11 protein-coding genes are annotated in these 19500 nt (G+C 41.0%); all 11 read left to right on the plus strand.

Going from position 1 to position 19500, the window contains the following annotated elements; genetic code table 11:
* Window positions 1-83: 83 nt before the first annotated feature.
* The 11 genes from G6053_RS01980 (at window position 84) to G6053_RS02030 (ending at window position 19496) form a co-directional block, all read left to right on the plus strand.
* Window positions 84-464: a hypothetical protein gene (locus G6053_RS01980; RefSeq protein WP_165305418.1), complete on the plus strand. Its 381-nt coding sequence runs from the start codon at window positions 84-86 to the stop codon at window positions 462-464.
* Between the two features lie 151 nt (window positions 465-615).
* Complete coding sequence (locus G6053_RS01985) at window positions 616-1722, plus strand: efflux RND transporter periplasmic adaptor subunit (RefSeq protein WP_108636337.1); 1107 nt, start codon at window positions 616-618, stop codon at window positions 1720-1722.
* A 13-nt stretch (window positions 1723-1735) separates the two neighbouring features.
* Window positions 1736-6286, plus strand: a complete 4551-nt coding sequence (locus G6053_RS01990) for an efflux RND transporter permease subunit (protein ID WP_108636336.1) — start codon at window positions 1736-1738, stop codon at window positions 6284-6286.
* A gap of 276 nt (window positions 6287-6562) precedes the next feature.
* A complete protein-coding gene (locus G6053_RS01995) occupies window positions 6563-8083 on the plus strand; it encodes a DUF6377 domain-containing protein (protein WP_146191132.1) in 1521 nt (506 codons plus the stop codon).
* 254 nt (window positions 8084-8337) lie between these two features.
* Window positions 8338-11310, plus strand: a complete 2973-nt coding sequence (locus tag G6053_RS02000; RefSeq protein ID WP_108636334.1) for a TonB-dependent receptor — start codon at window positions 8338-8340, stop codon at window positions 11308-11310.
* A 10-nt stretch (window positions 11311-11320) separates the two neighbouring features.
* Complete coding sequence (locus G6053_RS02005) at window positions 11321-12841, plus strand: RagB/SusD family nutrient uptake outer membrane protein (RefSeq protein ID WP_108636394.1); 1521 nt, start codon at window positions 11321-11323, stop codon at window positions 12839-12841.
* A 34-nt stretch (window positions 12842-12875) separates the two neighbouring features.
* Window positions 12876-14348: a glycoside hydrolase family 30 beta sandwich domain-containing protein gene (locus tag G6053_RS02010; RefSeq protein WP_108636393.1), complete on the plus strand. Its 1473-nt coding sequence runs from the start codon at window positions 12876-12878 to the stop codon at window positions 14346-14348.
* 11 nt (window positions 14349-14359) lie between these two features.
* On the plus strand, window positions 14360-15691 hold the full coding sequence (locus tag G6053_RS02015) for a DUF5125 domain-containing protein (RefSeq protein WP_165305419.1): 1332 nt from the start codon (window positions 14360-14362) through the stop codon (window positions 15689-15691).
* Window positions 15692-15801: 110 nt separating this feature from the next.
* Complete coding sequence (locus tag G6053_RS02020) at window positions 15802-16182, plus strand: hypothetical protein (RefSeq protein ID WP_108636332.1); 381 nt, start codon at window positions 15802-15804, stop codon at window positions 16180-16182.
* Between the two features lie 375 nt (window positions 16183-16557).
* Window positions 16558-17502 (plus strand): hypothetical protein, encoded by a 945-nt coding sequence (locus tag G6053_RS02025; RefSeq protein ID WP_108636331.1) that lies wholly within the window; start codon window positions 16558-16560, stop codon window positions 17500-17502.
* A 5-nt stretch (window positions 17503-17507) separates the two neighbouring features.
* Window positions 17508-19496, plus strand: coding sequence for a TonB-dependent receptor (locus G6053_RS02030; RefSeq protein ID WP_108636330.1), 1989 nt, complete (start codon window positions 17508-17510; stop codon window positions 19494-19496).
* Window positions 19497-19500 lie beyond the last annotated feature (4 nt).

Genomic DNA, 19500 nt, shown 5'->3' on the forward strand with positions numbered 1-19500 from the left:
AAAAACCATGATGACAAATCCCATCGCTGTCATGGTTTTTTTACATTAATAAAATAATCTTAGCAGTTTAAAACCATACCTTTGTGATTCGAAAATTCGATATGTTAGGTAAATTATTCCATCTTCTAACACTCTTTGCGTATCTCAATCTCTTGACGTATGAGTCCTTCTCATCAGCGACAGGACAGGTTTTGCATGCCGGAGAAACGATCGTGGAGTATTTCTTGGACGATGTATTGAATTTAGACCCTATTCAAACCTCACAAGAAGAGAAGGTATTATTGCAGGACGACTATCGTATATTTTCTGTCAATAGTCAGGTACTATCCATCTTTATATTTGTTTTTGGGATTGTATTTACTGCGTTGTGCTTTTCGAAGGATAAGGTGCATCCTTTTTATCGGTCAAAGACACTCTGTCGACCGGGATATTATGAGTTCTTGTATAGATTCCGGCCTTTCTAGGTATTTCCCTTTTACTTTTCTATCGGAGTCTATAAAATCTACTGCTTTTTAACTTTTGTTAATGATGTCACAAGGCAGTAGCTTCCTTGCGTTGTTATGCAATATTATTGTAGCTCCCATCTAGTTTAACATTTTATTTTTTATCGTTTTTATGAAGAAATTACTTGCGCTGTGCCTATTATTGGGTACGGTAGGGATGCTGGCTTCCTGTCGCTCCTCCAATGCGAATGCCGAGCAAAAAGAAGAAATTAAAAATATCCCCGTTACACCCTTGATTGTAATGGATACAACAGTCTACCAGGAATATATTGCAGATATTCAGGCTTTGAAAAATGTAGAGATCCGGTCCAAACTGAACGGTTTTTTGGATAAAATCTTTGTGGACGAAGGGGCTCGGGTAAAGAAAGGTCAAGTGTTGTTCAGATACAATAACGAAGAATATCGTTCGGAACTCGCCAAGGCGAAAGCGCAATATGATAACTCCATTGCTGAAGCGCAAAAAATTAAGCTTGAGATGGAAAGAACCCAGAAATTGGTGGATAAAAATATTGTGAGTCCTTCGGAATATAATCTATTGAAAATTCAATTAAAGGCCGCCAATTCCAAAATTGAGGAAGCGCGTGCTTTAGTTAATCAAGCTCAGACAAGATTGGATTACACGGTGATCCAGGCTCCATTTGATGGTCGGATAGATCGGATTTTATTAAAGGAGGGATCACTACTGACAGAAGGAAGCCTTATCACAACGATTTCGGATTTAAGCCAGGTCAATGTGTATTTTGATATTTCTGAACGAGAATACCTGACGATGATGCAGGATAAAATGAATGGTAAAGAAACGCGTAAAACTGTAAAATTGATCTTGGCTAATGGGGTCTTATATCCACATGAAGGCGTTGCTCATATTGTAGAAAGTGAATTTGAAGCAAATACAGGATCAATTTCACTCCGTGTACAATTTCCCAATGCAGAGCATATCTTAAAACATGGGGCAACCGGCAAGATTGCTGTGCCAATGGAAACTGGAGAGCATGCATTTGTACATCAAAAATCAGTATTTGAAATACAGGATAAAACATATGTCTATACCATGCAAGCGGATAGTACGGTCAAGATGACACCCTTTATTGCTGGGCCTCGTGTGGGACATTATTATATAGTAGAAGGTGGTCTTGATCCAAATGTTAAAGTGGTCTATGAGGGTGTGCAAAATTTGCGTAATGGAATGAAGATTAATCCAAAATTGAGGAAGCTGTAGCGGAGGATAAATTATGTTTGAAACATTTATAAAAAGACCTATATTATCACTGGTCATATCGGTTTTTATTACCCTCTTGGGATTACTGGCCTTATTTACATTACCGATTACGCAGTTCCCGGATATTGTTCCGCCTTCGGTGGTGGTGAATGCCAATTATACGGGGGCAAATGCGGAGGTAAGTACCAATGCGGTGGCTATCCCACTAGAAAAAGCAATCAATGGTGTTGCAGGGATGACTTATATGAACTCCGTGTCGACCAATAACGGAAGCACGGTGATCCAGATTTTCTTTGAAGTGGGAACGGACCCAGATATTGCTGCGGTAAACGTACAAAATAGGGTAACGACAGTACTCGATGAGTTGCCCGAAGAGGTCATTAAAGCTGGGGTAACGACAGAGAAAGAAGTCAACTCGATGTTGATGTATCTGAATGTGTTCACTGACGATGAAACTGCTGACGAACGTTTTATTTATAACTTCGCCGATATTAATATCCTGAAGGAATTAAAACGTATCGAGGGGGTCGGTTTAGCCCAGATTATGGGTATGCGTGACTATGCGATGCGTGTATGGGTAAAACCGGATCGTATGGCCGCCTATAATATCTCTGCGGAGGATGTGGTGGCGGCTTTGCGCAAACAAAATATTGAAGCAGCGCCCGGACAAACTGGGATAAGTTCCGACAAGATGCGAAATATGCAGCAGTACGTTTTGCGTTACCCTGGAAAATTTACAGAAATTGACGAATATGCGAATGTGCCTATTCGTGCGAATTCCAACGGTTCCATTATTCGTATCAAGGATGTGGCTGATGTCGAGTTTGGTTCCCTGGATTATGAAATGGTCTCCAAGACCGATGGTCGGCCATCGGCCTCTATTATGCTAAAACAGCTTCCCGGATCAAACGCACAGGAAGTGATTCAACGGGTAAAAGATCGCATGGCGGAATTGAAGCAGACCTCGTTCCCAGCCGGTATGACCTATACCATGGGCTATGACGTGTCCCGTTTTCTGGATGCGTCTATTTCGTCGGTGATAAAGACGCTATTGGAAGCATTTCTATTGGTATTCATTGTCGTGTTTATCTTTTTACAGGATTTTCGAGCGACAGTTATCCCGATTTTAGCCGTACCGGTCTGTCTGATCGGAGCTCTATTTTTCATGCAGATGTTGGGCTTCTCCATCAACTTACTTACATTATTTGCACTAGTATTGGCGATCGGAATTGTGGTCGACAATGGGATTGTGGTCGTGGAGGCAGTTTACGCTAAAATGGAAGAAGAACATTTGCAGCCTATGGAAGCGACTTTGGAAGCTATGAAAGAAGTTGGGGGTGCGGTCGTGGCAATCACCTTGGTGATGTCAGCAGTGTTTGTTCCTGTTGCTTTTCTGTCGGGGCCAGTGGGGATATTTTATAGACAGTTTTCACTAACTCTGGCGGCGGCTATCGTGATTTCAGGTATTAATGCCTTGACATTGACACCAGCGCTATGTGCGCTTTTTCTCCGGTCGCCACATGACCGCAAGCCGTCCAATAATTGGTTAGACCGATTCTTTAAACATTTCAATGCGCTCTACGACCGTACAGCTTTTGGATACAAAGGAATCTTAGTAAAAACAAGTGCCAGACGTGGGCTTACGCTGCTGCTCTTAGCTGGGTTCTTTGTAGCAACTTGGGGAAGTAGTGCAATATTACCTTCGGGCTTTATTCCAACGGAAGATCAAGGGATGATCTATGTCTCCGTAACGACTCCTCCCGGTGCGACAGTAGATCGTACTGAGCGCGTATTGGATAAGGTTGACTCTGTGGCGCGCAAACTGGATATTGTTGAAACCGTTTCAACTTTATCGGGATATAGTATCGTTACCGAAGTCTCCGGGGCTTCTTATGGTATGGGGATGATCAATCTTAAGCCTTGGAAAGAACGTAACCAGACGGTGGATGATGTGATCAAAGAACTGCGTGAGAAAACAAAGGACTTTGTTGATGGACAGATTGATTTTTTTCCACCGCCGACGGTACCTGGTTTTGGTAACTCTTCCGGATTTGAACTGCGCCTGTTGGACCGTAGTGGTAACGAAGATCTCAGCAAAACTGCTGAGGTACTGGAAAAGTTTATGGGGGATATGGAAAAAAGTGAAGTTATTCAGGACATCAACTCCAGCTTTGACGTTAACTTCCCGCAATACATGCTGAAGGTGGATTACGATATGGCCGCAAAGAAGGGTATTTCTGTTGAAAATGCGATGAATACCTTGCAGACGTTGATGGGTAGTCTCTATGCCACAAATTTTATCCGTTACGGCCAAATGTATAAGGTGATGGTACAGGCGGGACCAGAGTACCGCCAGCGACCTGAAGATGTACTCCGCCTATATGTCAAGAATGAAACAGGTGAAATGGTACCCTACAATGCCTTTATTTCCATGGAACGTATTTATGGTCCTGAACAGATTACACGATACAATATGTTTAGTTCGGCGATGATTACTGGTCAGTCATCTCCAGGATTCAGTTCGGGACAGGCCATCGAAGAAGTGGAAAAGATCGCTTCATCTTTGCCACAAGGTTATAGCATTGAATGGTCGGGGATGACCCGTGAACAAAAGATTTCAGGAAATCAGGCCCTGTATATTTTTGCGCTCTGTCTACTATTTGTTTACCTGTTATTGTGTGCCCAGTATGAAAGCTTTTTATTGCCATTACCGGTTCTACTCTGTTTACCAGCCGGAATTTTTGGGGCCTTTATCTTTCTGAAAGTCTTTGGTTTGGAAAACAATATTTATGCGCAGGTAGCCTTAGTCATGCTGATCGGTCTTTTGGGCAAAAATGCCATTCTAATTGTCGAATATGCCAATTTAAAATATAAGCAAGGAATGGATATCGTAACGGCTTCAATTGAAGGGGCTGTTGCTCGTTTACGCCCTATTTTAATGACTTCTTTTGCCTTTATCGCCGGATTGATCCCATTGATGATGGCTAGTGGTGCCGGAGCTTTGGGAAATCGAAGTATTGGTACAGCTGCGGTCGGAGGGATGCTTATCGGGACGATATTGGGTGTGATTGTTATTCCGGGACTGGTCATCTTATTCTCGAAAAAAGAGAATAAGAAACAGGTCATAAAACAGACCTCATTGGTGATTGCTGCACTTATTCTTTTTGGTAGCTGTTCCGTTCCCAAGAAGGCGGCGCAACCTGAAAAAATTGTCATACCGACAGCCTTTTCAGAACGAGCAGCTCTTGATAGCGTAAATGTGGGTAATCGGTCCTGGCGGGAGATCTTTAAGGATCCGCTTTTAGTCGCATTGATTGATTCCGCTTTACAGCATAATATTGATATTCGTCAATCGATCTTACGGCTAGAGTCGGCGCAAGCTTATTTTAAACAGCGGAAGGCCGCATTAGGCCCCACGGTTGAAGCAGCAGTTGAAGGGGGAATACGTAAATATGGGCATTACACAGAATCTGGTATCGGTAATTATGATTCGAATTTCTCCGATAACCTGAAAAGCGATGAAAAACTGCCTGAACCATTTATTCCTGATTATTTTATTGGACTTCGTTCTTCGTGGGAAATTGATCTATGGGGTAAATTAAAAAGCCAGAAGCAAGCTGCTTATTTTGGTTTTTTGGCCGAGCAGGAAGGGAGACGCTTATTGGAAACCGAATTGGTATCTAATATCGCAACAGCCTATTATGAGTTGATGGCCTTAGATCAAAAGATTAAGGTATATAACCGTAATATTGAACTACATACCAATGCCCTTGAAGTGGTGGAAGTAAAGAAAGATGCCGGTTATGCTACCGAGCTGTCTGTTCAACAATTCAAGGCGCTATTGGCAAATTCAAAATCTGCTCAAGAAAAATTGAGTCAGGAGATTGCACTTTGGGAACATCATATCAACGGATTGCTAGGACGATATTATCAGCCTATCGAGCGCAGTGCATACGTTGAGAACACCAATCTCTATCATGCAATGGCCTTTGGTACACCAGATGATCTGGTCAACCAGCGTCCGGATATCAAAACAGCCTATCTGAAGATGATGGCCTCGTCAAACAGCCAGGAAGCATCTCGGCTTGCTTTTTTGCCTTCGGTAGCTATTAGCCCTTTTGTCGGTTTGCAGAGTTTCAGTTTCAACAAGTTGTTTAATCTGGACAAGTCCATTGCCTATAATTTATTTGGTGGCATTACATTGCCTATATTGAATCAAAGACAATTGAAGACGCAGTATGAAATTGCAAAGGCTGATTATGGAATTGCTTTTTTAGACTATGAGAAATCTGTTGTAAACGCCTATAATGAAGTATCTAATGTTATCATGACCCAAGAAGCGATCAGCAAACGGCGAAAGTTTGTGGATGAGCATGTAAAGGCATTGGATCTATCCATTGAAGCCGCACAAGAATTATTTATTGCTGGGCGGGTGACATCGTTGGACGTCGTTACGGCACAAAAAGAATCCTTGGAGGCCCAGATCGGAAAAGTCGAACTGGAGAAAGAAAATACCCTGAACCAGATTTTACTTTACAAAGCTTTGGGCGGAGGATGGAAATAAACCAAATGTACAGCTAATTAGGAAAACTATTTTTCATGCGATAAAGAATTAACTTGTTAATTCTTAGATCCTTAATCGGGTCAGGGAAAGAGGCCGTCGTGAGATGTCCTCTTTTTTATTGTTATTTTTATGTAGTTTAGCTTTGACTATGTTGAACCTGGCTTTATTATGTTGCAGCGCATTTTTGTTTTCATTTTTCTATTTCATTTAAGTTTTATACTATCTGCTCAGAACTATTCGGATAGTACAAAGATTTTTCAAAGGTTAGAATATCTAATGGAAAATCAGAAGATGTACGTTAAGAATAGGGAAGATAAATTGGATAAACTAAAGCAGGAAGCAAAATCACTTGAAGCTGATCAGAACCTTTTTTTTCAGAAGAATTATGAAATTTTTGAGAACTACAAAAAATTCGATTCCGATGCCGCACTTACCTATATCACGCTTTGCCAAAAATTAGCTCCGGCCAACAATGATTCACTGCATACCGTTATTCAGCTAGATTTAGCCTGGGTTTATTCGACGATTGGACGTTATATTGAAGCGTCAAAATTGTTGCATGAGATTAGTCCCGCGGGCCTTGGTAACAAACTTTTAGCCAAATATTACGATACCTATAGCTCATTTTATAGTCATTACGGACAAAGTAACAACCGACAGGAATATTATCAGGCGAGTGAACGTTATCGCGATTCACTATTACAGGTTTTACCGAAATCTTCATTGGAATATCGGACGACCATTGCAATAAAGACCTTATTTAATGGCAGTCGGGAAGATGCAAAAAAGCAATTTTTCAAGCTCTGGACGGAAAGTCAGAAAGACTTGGAGCAGCGCGCCCTATTGTCCTATTTTATTAGCCTGATCTATAAATATGAAAAAAATACGGCCGATCAACTTTATTATCTGGCTGTGTCGGCAAGTGCGGATATTGAGATGGCAAATCGAGACAATGCGTCATTTCATGATTTAGCACTAACTTATTATGACAAACAGGATTTTGATCGTGCCTTTCGATATATTGAAAAGGCGATTGATGACGCGATGCTGTGTAAAGTACGTTATCGGATTATCGAAGGTACTTCTTCCTACCCGATCATTAACGCAGCATACCAACAGAAAATCAATAGCCAGAATAAGCAATTGATCGCCTTGGTTGTTGTGGTCAGTATTTTATTGGTCGGTGTAATTATTGGCTTGATTGTGATATATCGTCAAGTACAGCACTTGCGCAGGATCAGATCCGAACTGTCGGGAACCAATCAGCAGTTGCGGTCATTGAACACTGAAATCAATCAAACGAATTTAAAACTCTCCGAATCCAATCACATTAAAGAAGAGTATATTGCGCAATTTTTTGATATGTGTTCAAGCTATATCGACAAAATGGAGGATATACGAAAAGCATTGCTGAAAAAAGCATCCAACCATCAGTGGGAAGCAATTCGGGAGCAATTGAAATCGACACAGATGGAAGAAAGGGAGATACAACAACTTTATATCAATTTTGATCGGATCTTTTTGAACCTTTATCCAACCTTTGTTGATGAATTTAATGCCCTTCTTCAGGAGGACGAGAAGATATATCCGAAGAAGAACGAACTGCTCAATACGGAACTGCGTATCTTTGCTCTGATTCGTTTAGGAATAGATGACTCGGTTAAGATTGCCAGCTTTCTGAGGTACTCCCTTCGTACAGTTTATAACTATAGGACCAAGGTACGTAACAAAGCAGCCGGTCATCGCGATGACTTTGAGGCTTCTGTTTGTCAAATTGCAACTATCGATCGACCTTAATAAGCACTGAAAATACCAAAAAAATAATAATGTAGGAGTGGATAGTATCTCTTTTAAGTACTTTTTACATTGTATTTATTTTTTCAATATACTGTTTTTAAGTGTTTTACGATTTTAGTCAGGTACTTTTTGAGTACCTTCACTTTTTTTCCTGTTTAGGTCCTGCTAGTTTTGTTTTGAGCGATGGAGCAGGGGAAACTCCTCGCAATTTGGAATAACCAAAGACAAAACAATAACCAATTTTTTTATTTCATATGATTTACTTTATTCGAAAAGTAACCTTTTCCATGGGGCTGATTTTCTTGTGTACCTGGTTGAATTCGGTATTTGCACAGGACCGCATTCAGGTCAGTGGGCGGGTGCTGGATGCGCAGGATCAGAAACCACTCACAGGTGTAACGATAACACAGAAAGGTACCAGCAATGCGGTTTCCAGTAATGGAGAAGGTCGTTTCCAGATTTCGGCTCCACAAGGCAGCATTCTTCAATTTAGTTTTATTGGCTATGACAACAAAGAATTGCCGGCCAATAGTACCATGACTGTTCAATTAAATTCAGCTACCAATGTCCTTGAAGATGTTATTGTCATCGGCTACGGTTCCGTAAAACGGAAGGACGTAACCACTGCAATTTCTTCCGTATCGACCAAAGATTTGGAAAAGAGACCGGTCGTAAGTTTGGGTCAGGCCATACAAGGCAAGGCGGCAGGTGTATCTGTGATTCAACCCAATGGAGCACCGGGTGGTGAAATGTCAATTAAAGTCCGTGGGACGACGTCTTTTAATGGATCAAACGACCCGCTTTATGTTGTCGATGGATTACCTGTTGAGGACATCAAATTTTTATCACCAAGTGATATTACGGACATTCAGATTTTAAAAGATGCCTCTTCTGCAGCTATATATGGATCGCGCGGAGCAAATGGTGTTATTCTTGTGACCACAAAATCCGGAAAAGCTGGGGAAGCTAAAATTACCTTAGGAGCACAAGCTACAGCAAATGTGGTTAATAATACCGTAAAAGTCCTGAATACCGCACAATACAAAGAGTTGATGGATGAGACAGGTTATGTTAAGCTGCCTGAAGGGCTTACTGATCAAACAGACTGGTTTAAGGAAACCTATCAAACCGGAGTTCAACAGAATTATCAGTTATCAATCTCCGATGGTAACGAGAAATTACGCTATTATTTGGGTGGGGGGTATCTGACAGAGAAAGGCACGCTGCAGGGCTCCTTTTTTAGACGTTATAACTTCAAAGCGAATATAGATAATCAGGTGAAAAAATGGATGAAGGTTAACGCTAATATATCTTATGCGGATTACAATACCAATGGAATTATATCAGGCAATGGATCTAATCGAGGTGGAGTAGTTACTTCGATCATCAATACACCAACTTATGCTCCTATATGGGATCCTTTGTTTCCTGATCGGTACAATACCAATTTCAATGGGCTAAATATCAACAGCCCTTTAGAAAATCTCGAACGAACCAAGAATAACAATAATCGTGAGAATAGGTTATTGGCGACAGGAAGCGTATTGATATCCTTTATGCCCAATTTAACCTGGAAGTCTTCATTTTCAATGGACAGACGGTCGGGCGTACTGACAACATTTTTAGATCCCTGGATTACACAACAGGGTAGAAATCAGTTTGGAGAAGCCTCTGACGCACGCAACACAAACACGGTATTGACCTGGGACAATGTGCTGACTTACAGCAGAAGCTTTGGAAAACATAGCTTGGAAACGATGGCAGGGTCATCCTGGACAGATTCCAAATATTCTAATAGTTATATTTATGGTTCGAATTATGCTAATGGTATCATACAGACACTCAATGCGGCAAACAAGATTTCATGGGATAGAACTGGCTCCGGGGCATCCAATTGGGCCATCCTATCCTATTTTGCCCGTGCGATGTACAATTATGACGGAAAATACCTTGTAACTGCAAATATGCGTGCGGATGGATCGTCTAAATTAAGCCCTTCTGGTCGATGGGGATATTTCCCTTCGGTATCGGCAGCATGGCGCTTATCAGCGGAGGATTTTATGAAAGATGTAGACTGGATCAATGAGCTGAAAATACGTGGAGGATGGGGGCAGACTGGTAACCAATCCGGACTTGGCGACTATTCCTATCTTTCGTTCAATGTGATTCAGCGTTTACCTTGGTTTGAGGACAAATACCAATATTCTCCGCCGAATATTGGAAATTCGACTACATTGAGAGCGACAGATTTAAAATGGGAAACGACTACCCAGGCAAATGTGGGGATTGATTTTTCTACATTAAATAACAGATTGAACCTGACCTTAGATTACTACCATAAAAAAACAACAGATATGTTGATGGAAGTGAGCTTACCTACAGGGTCCTCTTCGGCGAGTACAATTAAACGGAACGAGGGCGAGATGACCAATAAAGGATTTGAGATCGGAATCAACTCCAAGAATCTAACAGGAGATTTTACATGGAATACAGATTTTAATATTTCCTTTAATAAGAACCGTCTGGACAAGCTCGTCTTTACAAAAATCTACAACGATGCGGTTACAAATAATCTAGTCAATGCAACTGTCGTTAGGAACGAACCCGGAAGATCTTTAGGTGGATTTTACGGTTATATCTCTGATGGTGTAAATCCGGAGACAGGCGAATTGATGTATAGAGATTTGAATGGTGATGGCAAAACATCCCCTTCCGACCTGACTTATATTGGAGATCCCAATCCAAAATTTGTATATGGATTGACAAATAGCTTTTCCTGGAAAAATTTTGACTTAAGTATATTTCTTCAGGGTACTTATGGTAATGACATTTTCAACGCGAGCCGAATGGAAACAGAGGGAATGTATGATGGTCGTAATCAAACAACCGTTGTACTCGATCGCTGGCGCGTTCCGGGACAGATTACACATGTGCCCAAAGCAGGCTTTGATATTAAAAACTCATCTTATTTTGTGGAAGATGGAAGCTATTTGCGCGTAAAAAATATTTCATTGGGCTATTCTATAGCACCTGAACGTTTGAAAAAGATTGGAATAAAAAAGATTCAGCCTTATTTTTCGGCCAGTAACCTATTTACGCTAACTAAATATTCAGGCATGGATCCGGAGGTAAACCAGTGGGGAAATTCGGGAAGAGTACAAGGTCTCGATTGGGGGACATATCCGCAAAATAGATCTTTTGTACTTGGTGTAAATGTAGAATTTTAATTGAATGGTGATGAAAAAAACAAATATTAAATACGTTTTACCGTTGTTCATGACAGGATTGTTGCTGGCTTCTTGCTCGCTAAATCGCGATCCACTGGACAGTTATACAGATGTTAGTCAGGGTAAAACTGAAAATGGAACACAGATCGTCTTTAAAAACAAAAGCGAGGTTGATAATTTTCTCTCTGGGATTTACCAACAGATGCGAGATAGGCAAGAACATTGGTACCTGGATCTATTGCTGATCGGCGATTCCCATGCTGATAATGCGTACGCGGGAACAACAGGTGCCGAAGTTGTACCATTTGAGAATAATTCTATTGAGGGATCGAACTCCGTTGTTGATCGAGATTGGGCACGTTATCTGGAAGATATTGCGCGGGCCAACCGTTTAATCATCAATGTCGATAGTGTTGCGGATAAATCCATTAGTGACGCTGACATTAAAGTTTACAAGGCGCAGGGTAAAATCTTTCGGGCACTGGCGATGTTTGATATGGTGCGCATATTTGGATCTATCCCAGTAATTACAACTCAAGGAAAAGATATTACCGCAGAAAATATCGAAACGGTATATCCGGAGTACTTCCCCAAGCAGGCGACTGAAGAGGAAGCGCATAAACAGATCGAGAAGGATCTTTTGGAGGCCTTGGTTGATGCCCCGGTCAATAACAATGCGAATAAGACTTTGTTTACAAAGTCTGTAGCTCGGGCAATGTTGGCAAAACTCTATGCGGAAAAACCCCTCCGGGATTATAATAAAGTTATTCAGTATGCGGATGCATTGACTGGAGATGGATTTGATTTGAATTCTAATTATGGGGATTTATATGAATTGAACGCCGCCAAGACGGACTTAGCGCAACGAAATACAAAAGAATCAATTTTAGAGGCGCAATTTATGCCTGGATCTGGAAACTGGGCGACCTGGATGTTTGGTCGCGACCTGTCCAATTACGACAATGCATTTACATGGGCCAAATGGGTCACACCATCTCGTGATTTGATACAAGCATATACGAATGAAGCAGACCAAATTCGGATGGCACAATCTATTGTTTATTATACAACAACCTGGAGCAACTATTACCCATCAAGCCATTATCCTTTTATGTTTAAGTTGCGTTCGGGCATGAGTAGCATTGTCAAGCTCCGCTACGCGGATATTTTGTTATTGAAAGCCGAAGCGTTAATCCAACAGGGAACCGATCTTTCGGGGGCAGCTGACATTATTGATAAGATCCGTACACGTGTAAAATTACCCAAATTATCCGCTGGAGTTCGTGCGAATAAAGATGCTTTGCTGGAAGCATATTTAAAAGAGCGTCGCTTAGAATTAGCCTTCGAAGGACAGCGTTGGTTTGATCTGGTTCGTTTGGATAAGGTGGAAACTGTCATGAATGCCGTGTATGCGAAAGACTCAGGAAGAAAGGCGCGGGTATATCCGTTCACAAAGAATTCCTACCGTCTGCCGATTCCGCAACCTAAAATTGACCAGAATCCTAACTTAGTTCAGAATCCGGGATACTAATTATTTTAATTTTATGAAACGTAATAATAACACTATGATATATACATTCTTGTTGTCCTGTTTGATCACGGCAACATCTTGTAAACGAGATAGCTATATACCTTCTCAAGGCGATGATATCAAAAAATCTGGCGATGTCACTATTGTAACGACCAATACAAGTCGAGCCTATGATCTGACAAAAAAGTATGTCGATTTTAGTACAAAGTTTAACATGTCGCCCAATACGATTACCTTAAATCCTGATCAGAAATTTCAGACAATGGATGGATTTGGTGCGGCTATCACCGGTTCTACCTGTTATAATCTGATGAAAATGAGTAAGGAGGATCGGACGAAATTTCTCACGGAGACTTTCTCCGATAAAGATGGTATGGGCATGAGTTACATCCGTATTGCTATCGGATGTTCTGATTTTTCATTGAGCGAGTATACCTGTTGGGACAAAGAAGGAAAGGAAAATTTTGGATTGCAGTCAGAAGAAACGCAATATGTTATTCCTGTGCTGAAGGAGATTCTAGCCATCAACCCAAATGTCAAAATTATGGGATCGCCATGGACTCCGCCAAAATGGATGAAGGTCGATAATCTGACAGATTTGAAACCTTTTGATTCTTGGACCAGCGGTCAATTAAATCCTAAGTACTATCAGGATTACGGTTGGTATTTTGTCCAATGGCTTCAGGCAATGAAGAAAGAGGGCATTAATATTTATTCAATTACCGTTCAAAACGAGCCATTGAATCGGAAAAATTCTGCTTCAATGTACATGTCGTGGCAGGAGCAACAAGCATTTATCAAACAATCTCTAGGCCCACAACTTAAGGCGGCCAGTATTGCTACGAAGATCTATGCATTCGACCATAATTATAATTACGATAATATGGCCGATCAGGAAGATTACCCCATCAAAATCTATAATGATGCCGGTGCCGCTTCTTTTATCGCTGGCGCAGCTTATCACAACTATGGTGGTGATAAAGCGGAGTTAATTGATATTCATAATCAGCGTCCGGATAAAGATCTGGTCTTTACAGAAACATCCATCGGGGAATGGAATGATGGGCGTAACCTTGACAAGCGTTTAATGGAAGATATGCGCGAAGTAGCGTTAGGGACTGTAAACAATTGGAGCAAGGGTGTTATTGTTTGGAATTTGATGTTGGATACCGATAAGGGCCCAAATCGCGAAGGCGGTTGTCAAACCTGTTATGGCGCTGTCGATATTAGCAAGTCAAATTACAGGAGTATCACGCGCAACTCGCATTATTATATTGTAGGACATCTGTCATCCGTGGTTAAGTCCGGTGCGACACGCATTGGCGCTACAGGATATACCGCTGCAGGACTGGTCTATAGTGCCTTTCAGAATACAGACGGAAGCTATGCTGTCGTGTTATTGAATGAATCGAACGACAACCGTAAAATCACGTTGGCAGATGGTAAAAATCATTTTAACTACGAGGTTCCTGCAAATTCAGTCGTCTCTTATCGTTGGAAAAACTAAATATTGGGATTATGAAAAGTTATCTCATCAATATACTATTGGGAACAATAGCTGTGGTAAGTTCTTGTAAAAAGGATGAAAAATTTGTGTATCAAATCGGTGATCCAAAAATAGAATTGAAATCAGCTATTTCTGCTGCTCATTTTGGTGATAGTTTAGTCTTTAATGTTCGTGTATCGGATAGCGAAGTAGCTTTGTCTACGCTGAAAGCTCAATTATATTTTACAGACGATAAGGTTACCGAAACGACGATTCGTACAAAAGAGAATGGCGACTATAGCGGAAAAATTTATGTCCCTTTTTTGAAAGACATTCCAGATGGGAAAGCGACCATTAAGTTTGTTTTACAGAATATTAGTCAAAAGAAAACAGAACAATCTTTTGATATAGATTTAAGTCGTCCGGACTTTCCTTACCTCACATTGGTTACCGAATCAAAGTCCTATCGGATGGAGAAAACCGGGCGGAATCAATATGCCGCCAAGGAGAATTTTTCGGCTGAAGTAAAGGGTTATATCCAAGCCCCAAAGGTTGGCGAACAGGGGAATGCCATGAGTTTTGGATGGGTTAATAATGCTGTTGATTTTGGTTCTACAGCTGAAATCCCGTTTTCAAATTCAACATCTGGTGTATACCCGATACAATTTAATACATTGACGTTTCAAGCCTCTCCATTTATTTTCGTGCTGCTTAATGGATCGTTGTTCGGCCGTCTTGATGATACGCATTCTAAAGTTGAAATGGTGTTGAATCAAGGGGAGACAGCAACTTTTGAAGGTATTGCGGATCTACAAGATTGGTGGATTGACCCTGACTTCTTTACGCGAGCCGCCGATGGGGTCATATCGTTTAAAGGAATAACAGGGAAATACCGCATTACTGCAGACTTCGCGCTAAAATACTTCGTGGTTGAGGCCATGGCCGGAAATGATCTTGCTAAATTGCAGGAAGATGGTACCGGAGCCGTATGGATAATTGGAGAAGGCGTTGGAAAGCCAAAAGTTTCCAGTAATCAGGTTGGTTGGAATACCGATAAAGCCCTCTGTTTAGCTCCATTAGGTAATAAAAAGTACCAAATTACACTGAAAGCAGGCGAATCAATCAATACCAATAATATCAACTTTAAGTTCTTTCACCAAAAAGGCTGGGGCGGAGAGTTCGGGGGTACGGATGTGACGACGTCAAGCGATCTAATTTTTATTGGTGACGGTAAAAATGGGCGTGATTCCGGAAACTTGGGTATCAAAACAGGTAAAACGTTGGAAGCTGGAAAAACGTATCTATTTACGCTGGATTTAACAGCGGGTAATAAAAAAGCGGTGCTTACGGTGGTATCAAAATAAGCAGCTTTTTAATTTTTCAGGCCCTGGGTAAGACTTTACTCAGGGCTTTTATTGTTCCTGATGAATTTGTGTATTCGGGGATTCATTTATATATTTGCCGAACTCACAAGATGAAAGCTAAACAGTTCATATGGATTTTATTGCCTTTGATGCTCCTCCAGAGTTTCTCAACAGTATGGCTATGGTCCATTTTTGAGCTGAATCGAGATTACATTGCCCGTTACGAATGTATCAACCGTTTCAACGAAAAGGCGCTCTCGTGTAGAGGCCAATGTATCTTGATGAAGAAAATGCGTGAGCACGAAGAGAAGGAGCAAAAGAACCTGGAATCACGTATTATTGATGTTGTTTTTATCAATAATACTCAAAATTTTGATTTTAAGATTTCTTCTTTATTTCAGGAAGATGCTGCGGAACGCCCGTTCCCAGAATACAACGAAAATTATTCTTACAGACCAATCTTCACAATTTTTCACCCTCCATTAGTTTAAATCCATTTTTAGAAATCATCATGACATGTATGTCGCTAGCTGATAGTGATATGTATATGCTCATGATCGCTTCATCGGCTATAAAGTATAATTTATTCCAATGAAACCATCGTGATTTATTCAATCGTATAAGGGAACGATAACCCGGCGAAGCAAGCTCAAGAATGCAGCTTAGAACGCACCCTCGATGAATAAATCTGATCGCTTCATCACTACTGAATAAAATTTAAGCGGATGAAAATTTTATTTGAACAGGTTGTCGGTTTTTGGACGACGGGTTCCGGGTAATTTGGAAAAATTTCTATGTTTTCTTCTAACCATGCTTGAACCTGTGTTATAAACCTCACCTGTTAACTAAGCTAACATGGTATTTTTATGAAGGTAAGTATATTGATAAAAACAATAGGTTTTTATGCTGCTCTTGCGTGTGTCTTTCTCGGATCATGTACAAAGGGAAAAACAAATTATGAAGCCGAAAGGGGAGAAGTAATTGAAGAGAATAATGAATTTAAGGAGGTTTCAAATGTTGTAACCTCTGCTTACACGGTCAGTATAGAAGCGCTGAACGGCGTATTATATCGCGGCTATAATGATATCCGCGTAAGAATTAAGAACACGCAAACAAATACTCCTGTGGAAGTGTCGGGTCTTACATTTCTGCCCATCAAGACCACTGTCATGGGAGAAAAGAGTTCGTGTCCAAATCAGTATCATTTCGGTTATAAATCAGCGGATAAGTATTTTTCAGGTTACACCGTTTTCACCAGCGAAAGCGGTACTGAGGGTAGTTGGGCACTCTATATCAATTTTACCGTCGGCAATCAAACCTTTTCCCTGATAAAAGAGGTGGCGGTCAGACAACAGACTAATAAAAATCTCAATATGACCGTGTTCAGGGGAAAAGATGATGAGCAGTATGTCATAGCATTGATTGCTCCGCGGAAGCCAAATGTCGCCGAAAATAAATTGGTCGCCGGCATCTATAAATTGAATAGAATGCTCGATTCTGCAGCAAAAGGGCCGGCTGATCAACTGCAATTTTCCTATTCGCAGGTTGAGCGTTATACGTTGAAGTTAGACCCGCGTATGCCTGAACCTTCCATGGGCAATCACTCGTCTCCTAACAATAGGGATCTGATACAGGATAAGGACGGTTTATACCATGGTGTTGTGAATTATACCATGACGGGAAATTGGACATTAAATTTCATCCTGTTGAACCCAGAGGGAAAGGTGATCCGTGGTACTGAAGTGCCAAAAGATTTTACACCGGGAGTGGAAGGACGTAAAAGCGAACTACATCTCGATATTTTATTCTAAGAGTCATGAAGAAATTAAGTCTAGTTCTTTTTATTCTTTCTCTTGGGTTGGATGTTAATGGACAAATTGCTCCGGTAAAAAGAGATACAACGAGACGTTTGGGGGAAGTCAAGGTTGACGCTACGGTCAAACGAAAAATCGAAAACGATATGAAGATGGCTGTCTCAGTCGATGAGTTTTTGGCTTCATCAGACAATATCAGCTTTATTAAGCGTGGAGCCTATGCATGGGAACCTTTACTGAACAACATGAGTACAGAGCGTTCTACAATCACAATCGACGGTATGCATATTTTTGGCGCCTGTACGGATAAGATGGATCCCATAACTTCCTACGTGGAAACGAACAACCTCTCTTCCATTGATATTAAATCTGGGCAAGAAGGGAATATGCATGGCGCGACAGTGGCTGGAAGTATTGATCTCAAAAGAAGAAGTACGCCTTTTGGTCTGCAACAAAAAGTAGGTGGTGCGTATCAGACAGGTTTTGAGTTTAACAATAAACAGGCATTTAACCTTGGGAATCTATTCTATTCAACAGACAACTTTGTGGCTGACGGTAGCATTGCCTTTCGTAAAGCAGGTAATTATTATGACGGAAACAACAAGGAAGTACTGCATTCACAATATAATAAACTGAATGCATCATTGGGCCTAGCCTATAAGACAAGTCCACTTTCTGCCATCAGGGTAGATGCGATATTTGATCGGGCAAAAGATGTTGGCTTCCCAGCTTTACCGATGGATCTATGGTTATCACGGGCGATTATTACATCAGCATCCTATAAGCAATTGTTTGAGGAAGGATTGGTAAAAGTATGGGATACCAAAGTTTATTTCAATGCCGTGGAGCACTATATGGATGATACGACACGGCCGGAGAATTTGGTACACATGGATATGCCCGGATGGAGTACGACGTATGGATTGGTGTCAAAAATAAATTTAAAGAAAGACCGATATTCTTCGGAGGTACAGTTCAATGCCTACGATAATCTTTCGATAGCGGAAATGCGAATGTACCCCCAAGATCGTTCCAAACAGACCATGTTTGCTTATAGCTGGCCTTGGGTAACAACCCGTTTTGCAAGTATTGCAATGAATAATTCCTGGGAAATTTCAGAAAGGAGTAAAGTGAATCTCGGTGGTTCGTTAGGCTGGAACTATAACTACTCCAAATACGTGGAATTTAACTGGATTTTTCATCCCGGAGCATCACAAAAAAAGAATAGATGGCTTCCGGGCTTACATGCCAGCTATGAGTTAAGCTTAAATCAGTTTGATATTTCGTTAGGAACGGGTTTTGGCCATCGCGCGCCTTCTGTTTCCGAGGCCTATGGCTATTATATCTACAATAGCTTTGACCGTTATGATTATATCGGGAACCCCGATCTAAAGAATGAGATTTCTTATGAAGGCAACGCCAGCGTTGGATTCAAGACTGAGAAGCTAAGTATTGCTGCAAAAGTTAACTATTTCTACATCAACAATTATATCATCGGGCGGATTTTGAGTTTAGGAAGCCCCATGAATTATCAATCCGTCGGTGTAAAAGGTTATACTTCTTTAAAATATGCTACGCTGTTTAATACAGCTATTAATGTAGATTATAAAATCCTGGATAACCTGCATTGGAAAGGCGTGCTTACCTATGCAAGAGGAAAGGATGATGAAGGCGGGAATCTACCATTTATACGTCCGCTGAGTTATCAGACTTCACTGCATTATGGGTATAAAAGACTCGGCTTGCGGACCTCCTTAAACGGAGATTTTGCCCAGACCAATTACAGTCCAGCCTATGGTGAAGATCAAACGGCTTCCTACAAAATATGGAACTTATCTGCGGATTACAGTTTCAGCCTCGGCAAGTTCAAATCTGTCTTTCAGGTTGGGGCCGAGAACCTGTTGAATGAATATTATAGTACCTATGCGGATTGGGGAAATATACCCCGGATGGGACGGAATATTTTTACATCCTTAAAAGTCAATTTTTAAATAA

Source organism: Sphingobacterium sp. DR205 (assembly GCF_011064245.1).
In the GTDB taxonomy this organism is placed as follows: Bacteria; Bacteroidota; Bacteroidia; order Sphingobacteriales; family Sphingobacteriaceae; genus Sphingobacterium; species Sphingobacterium athyrii.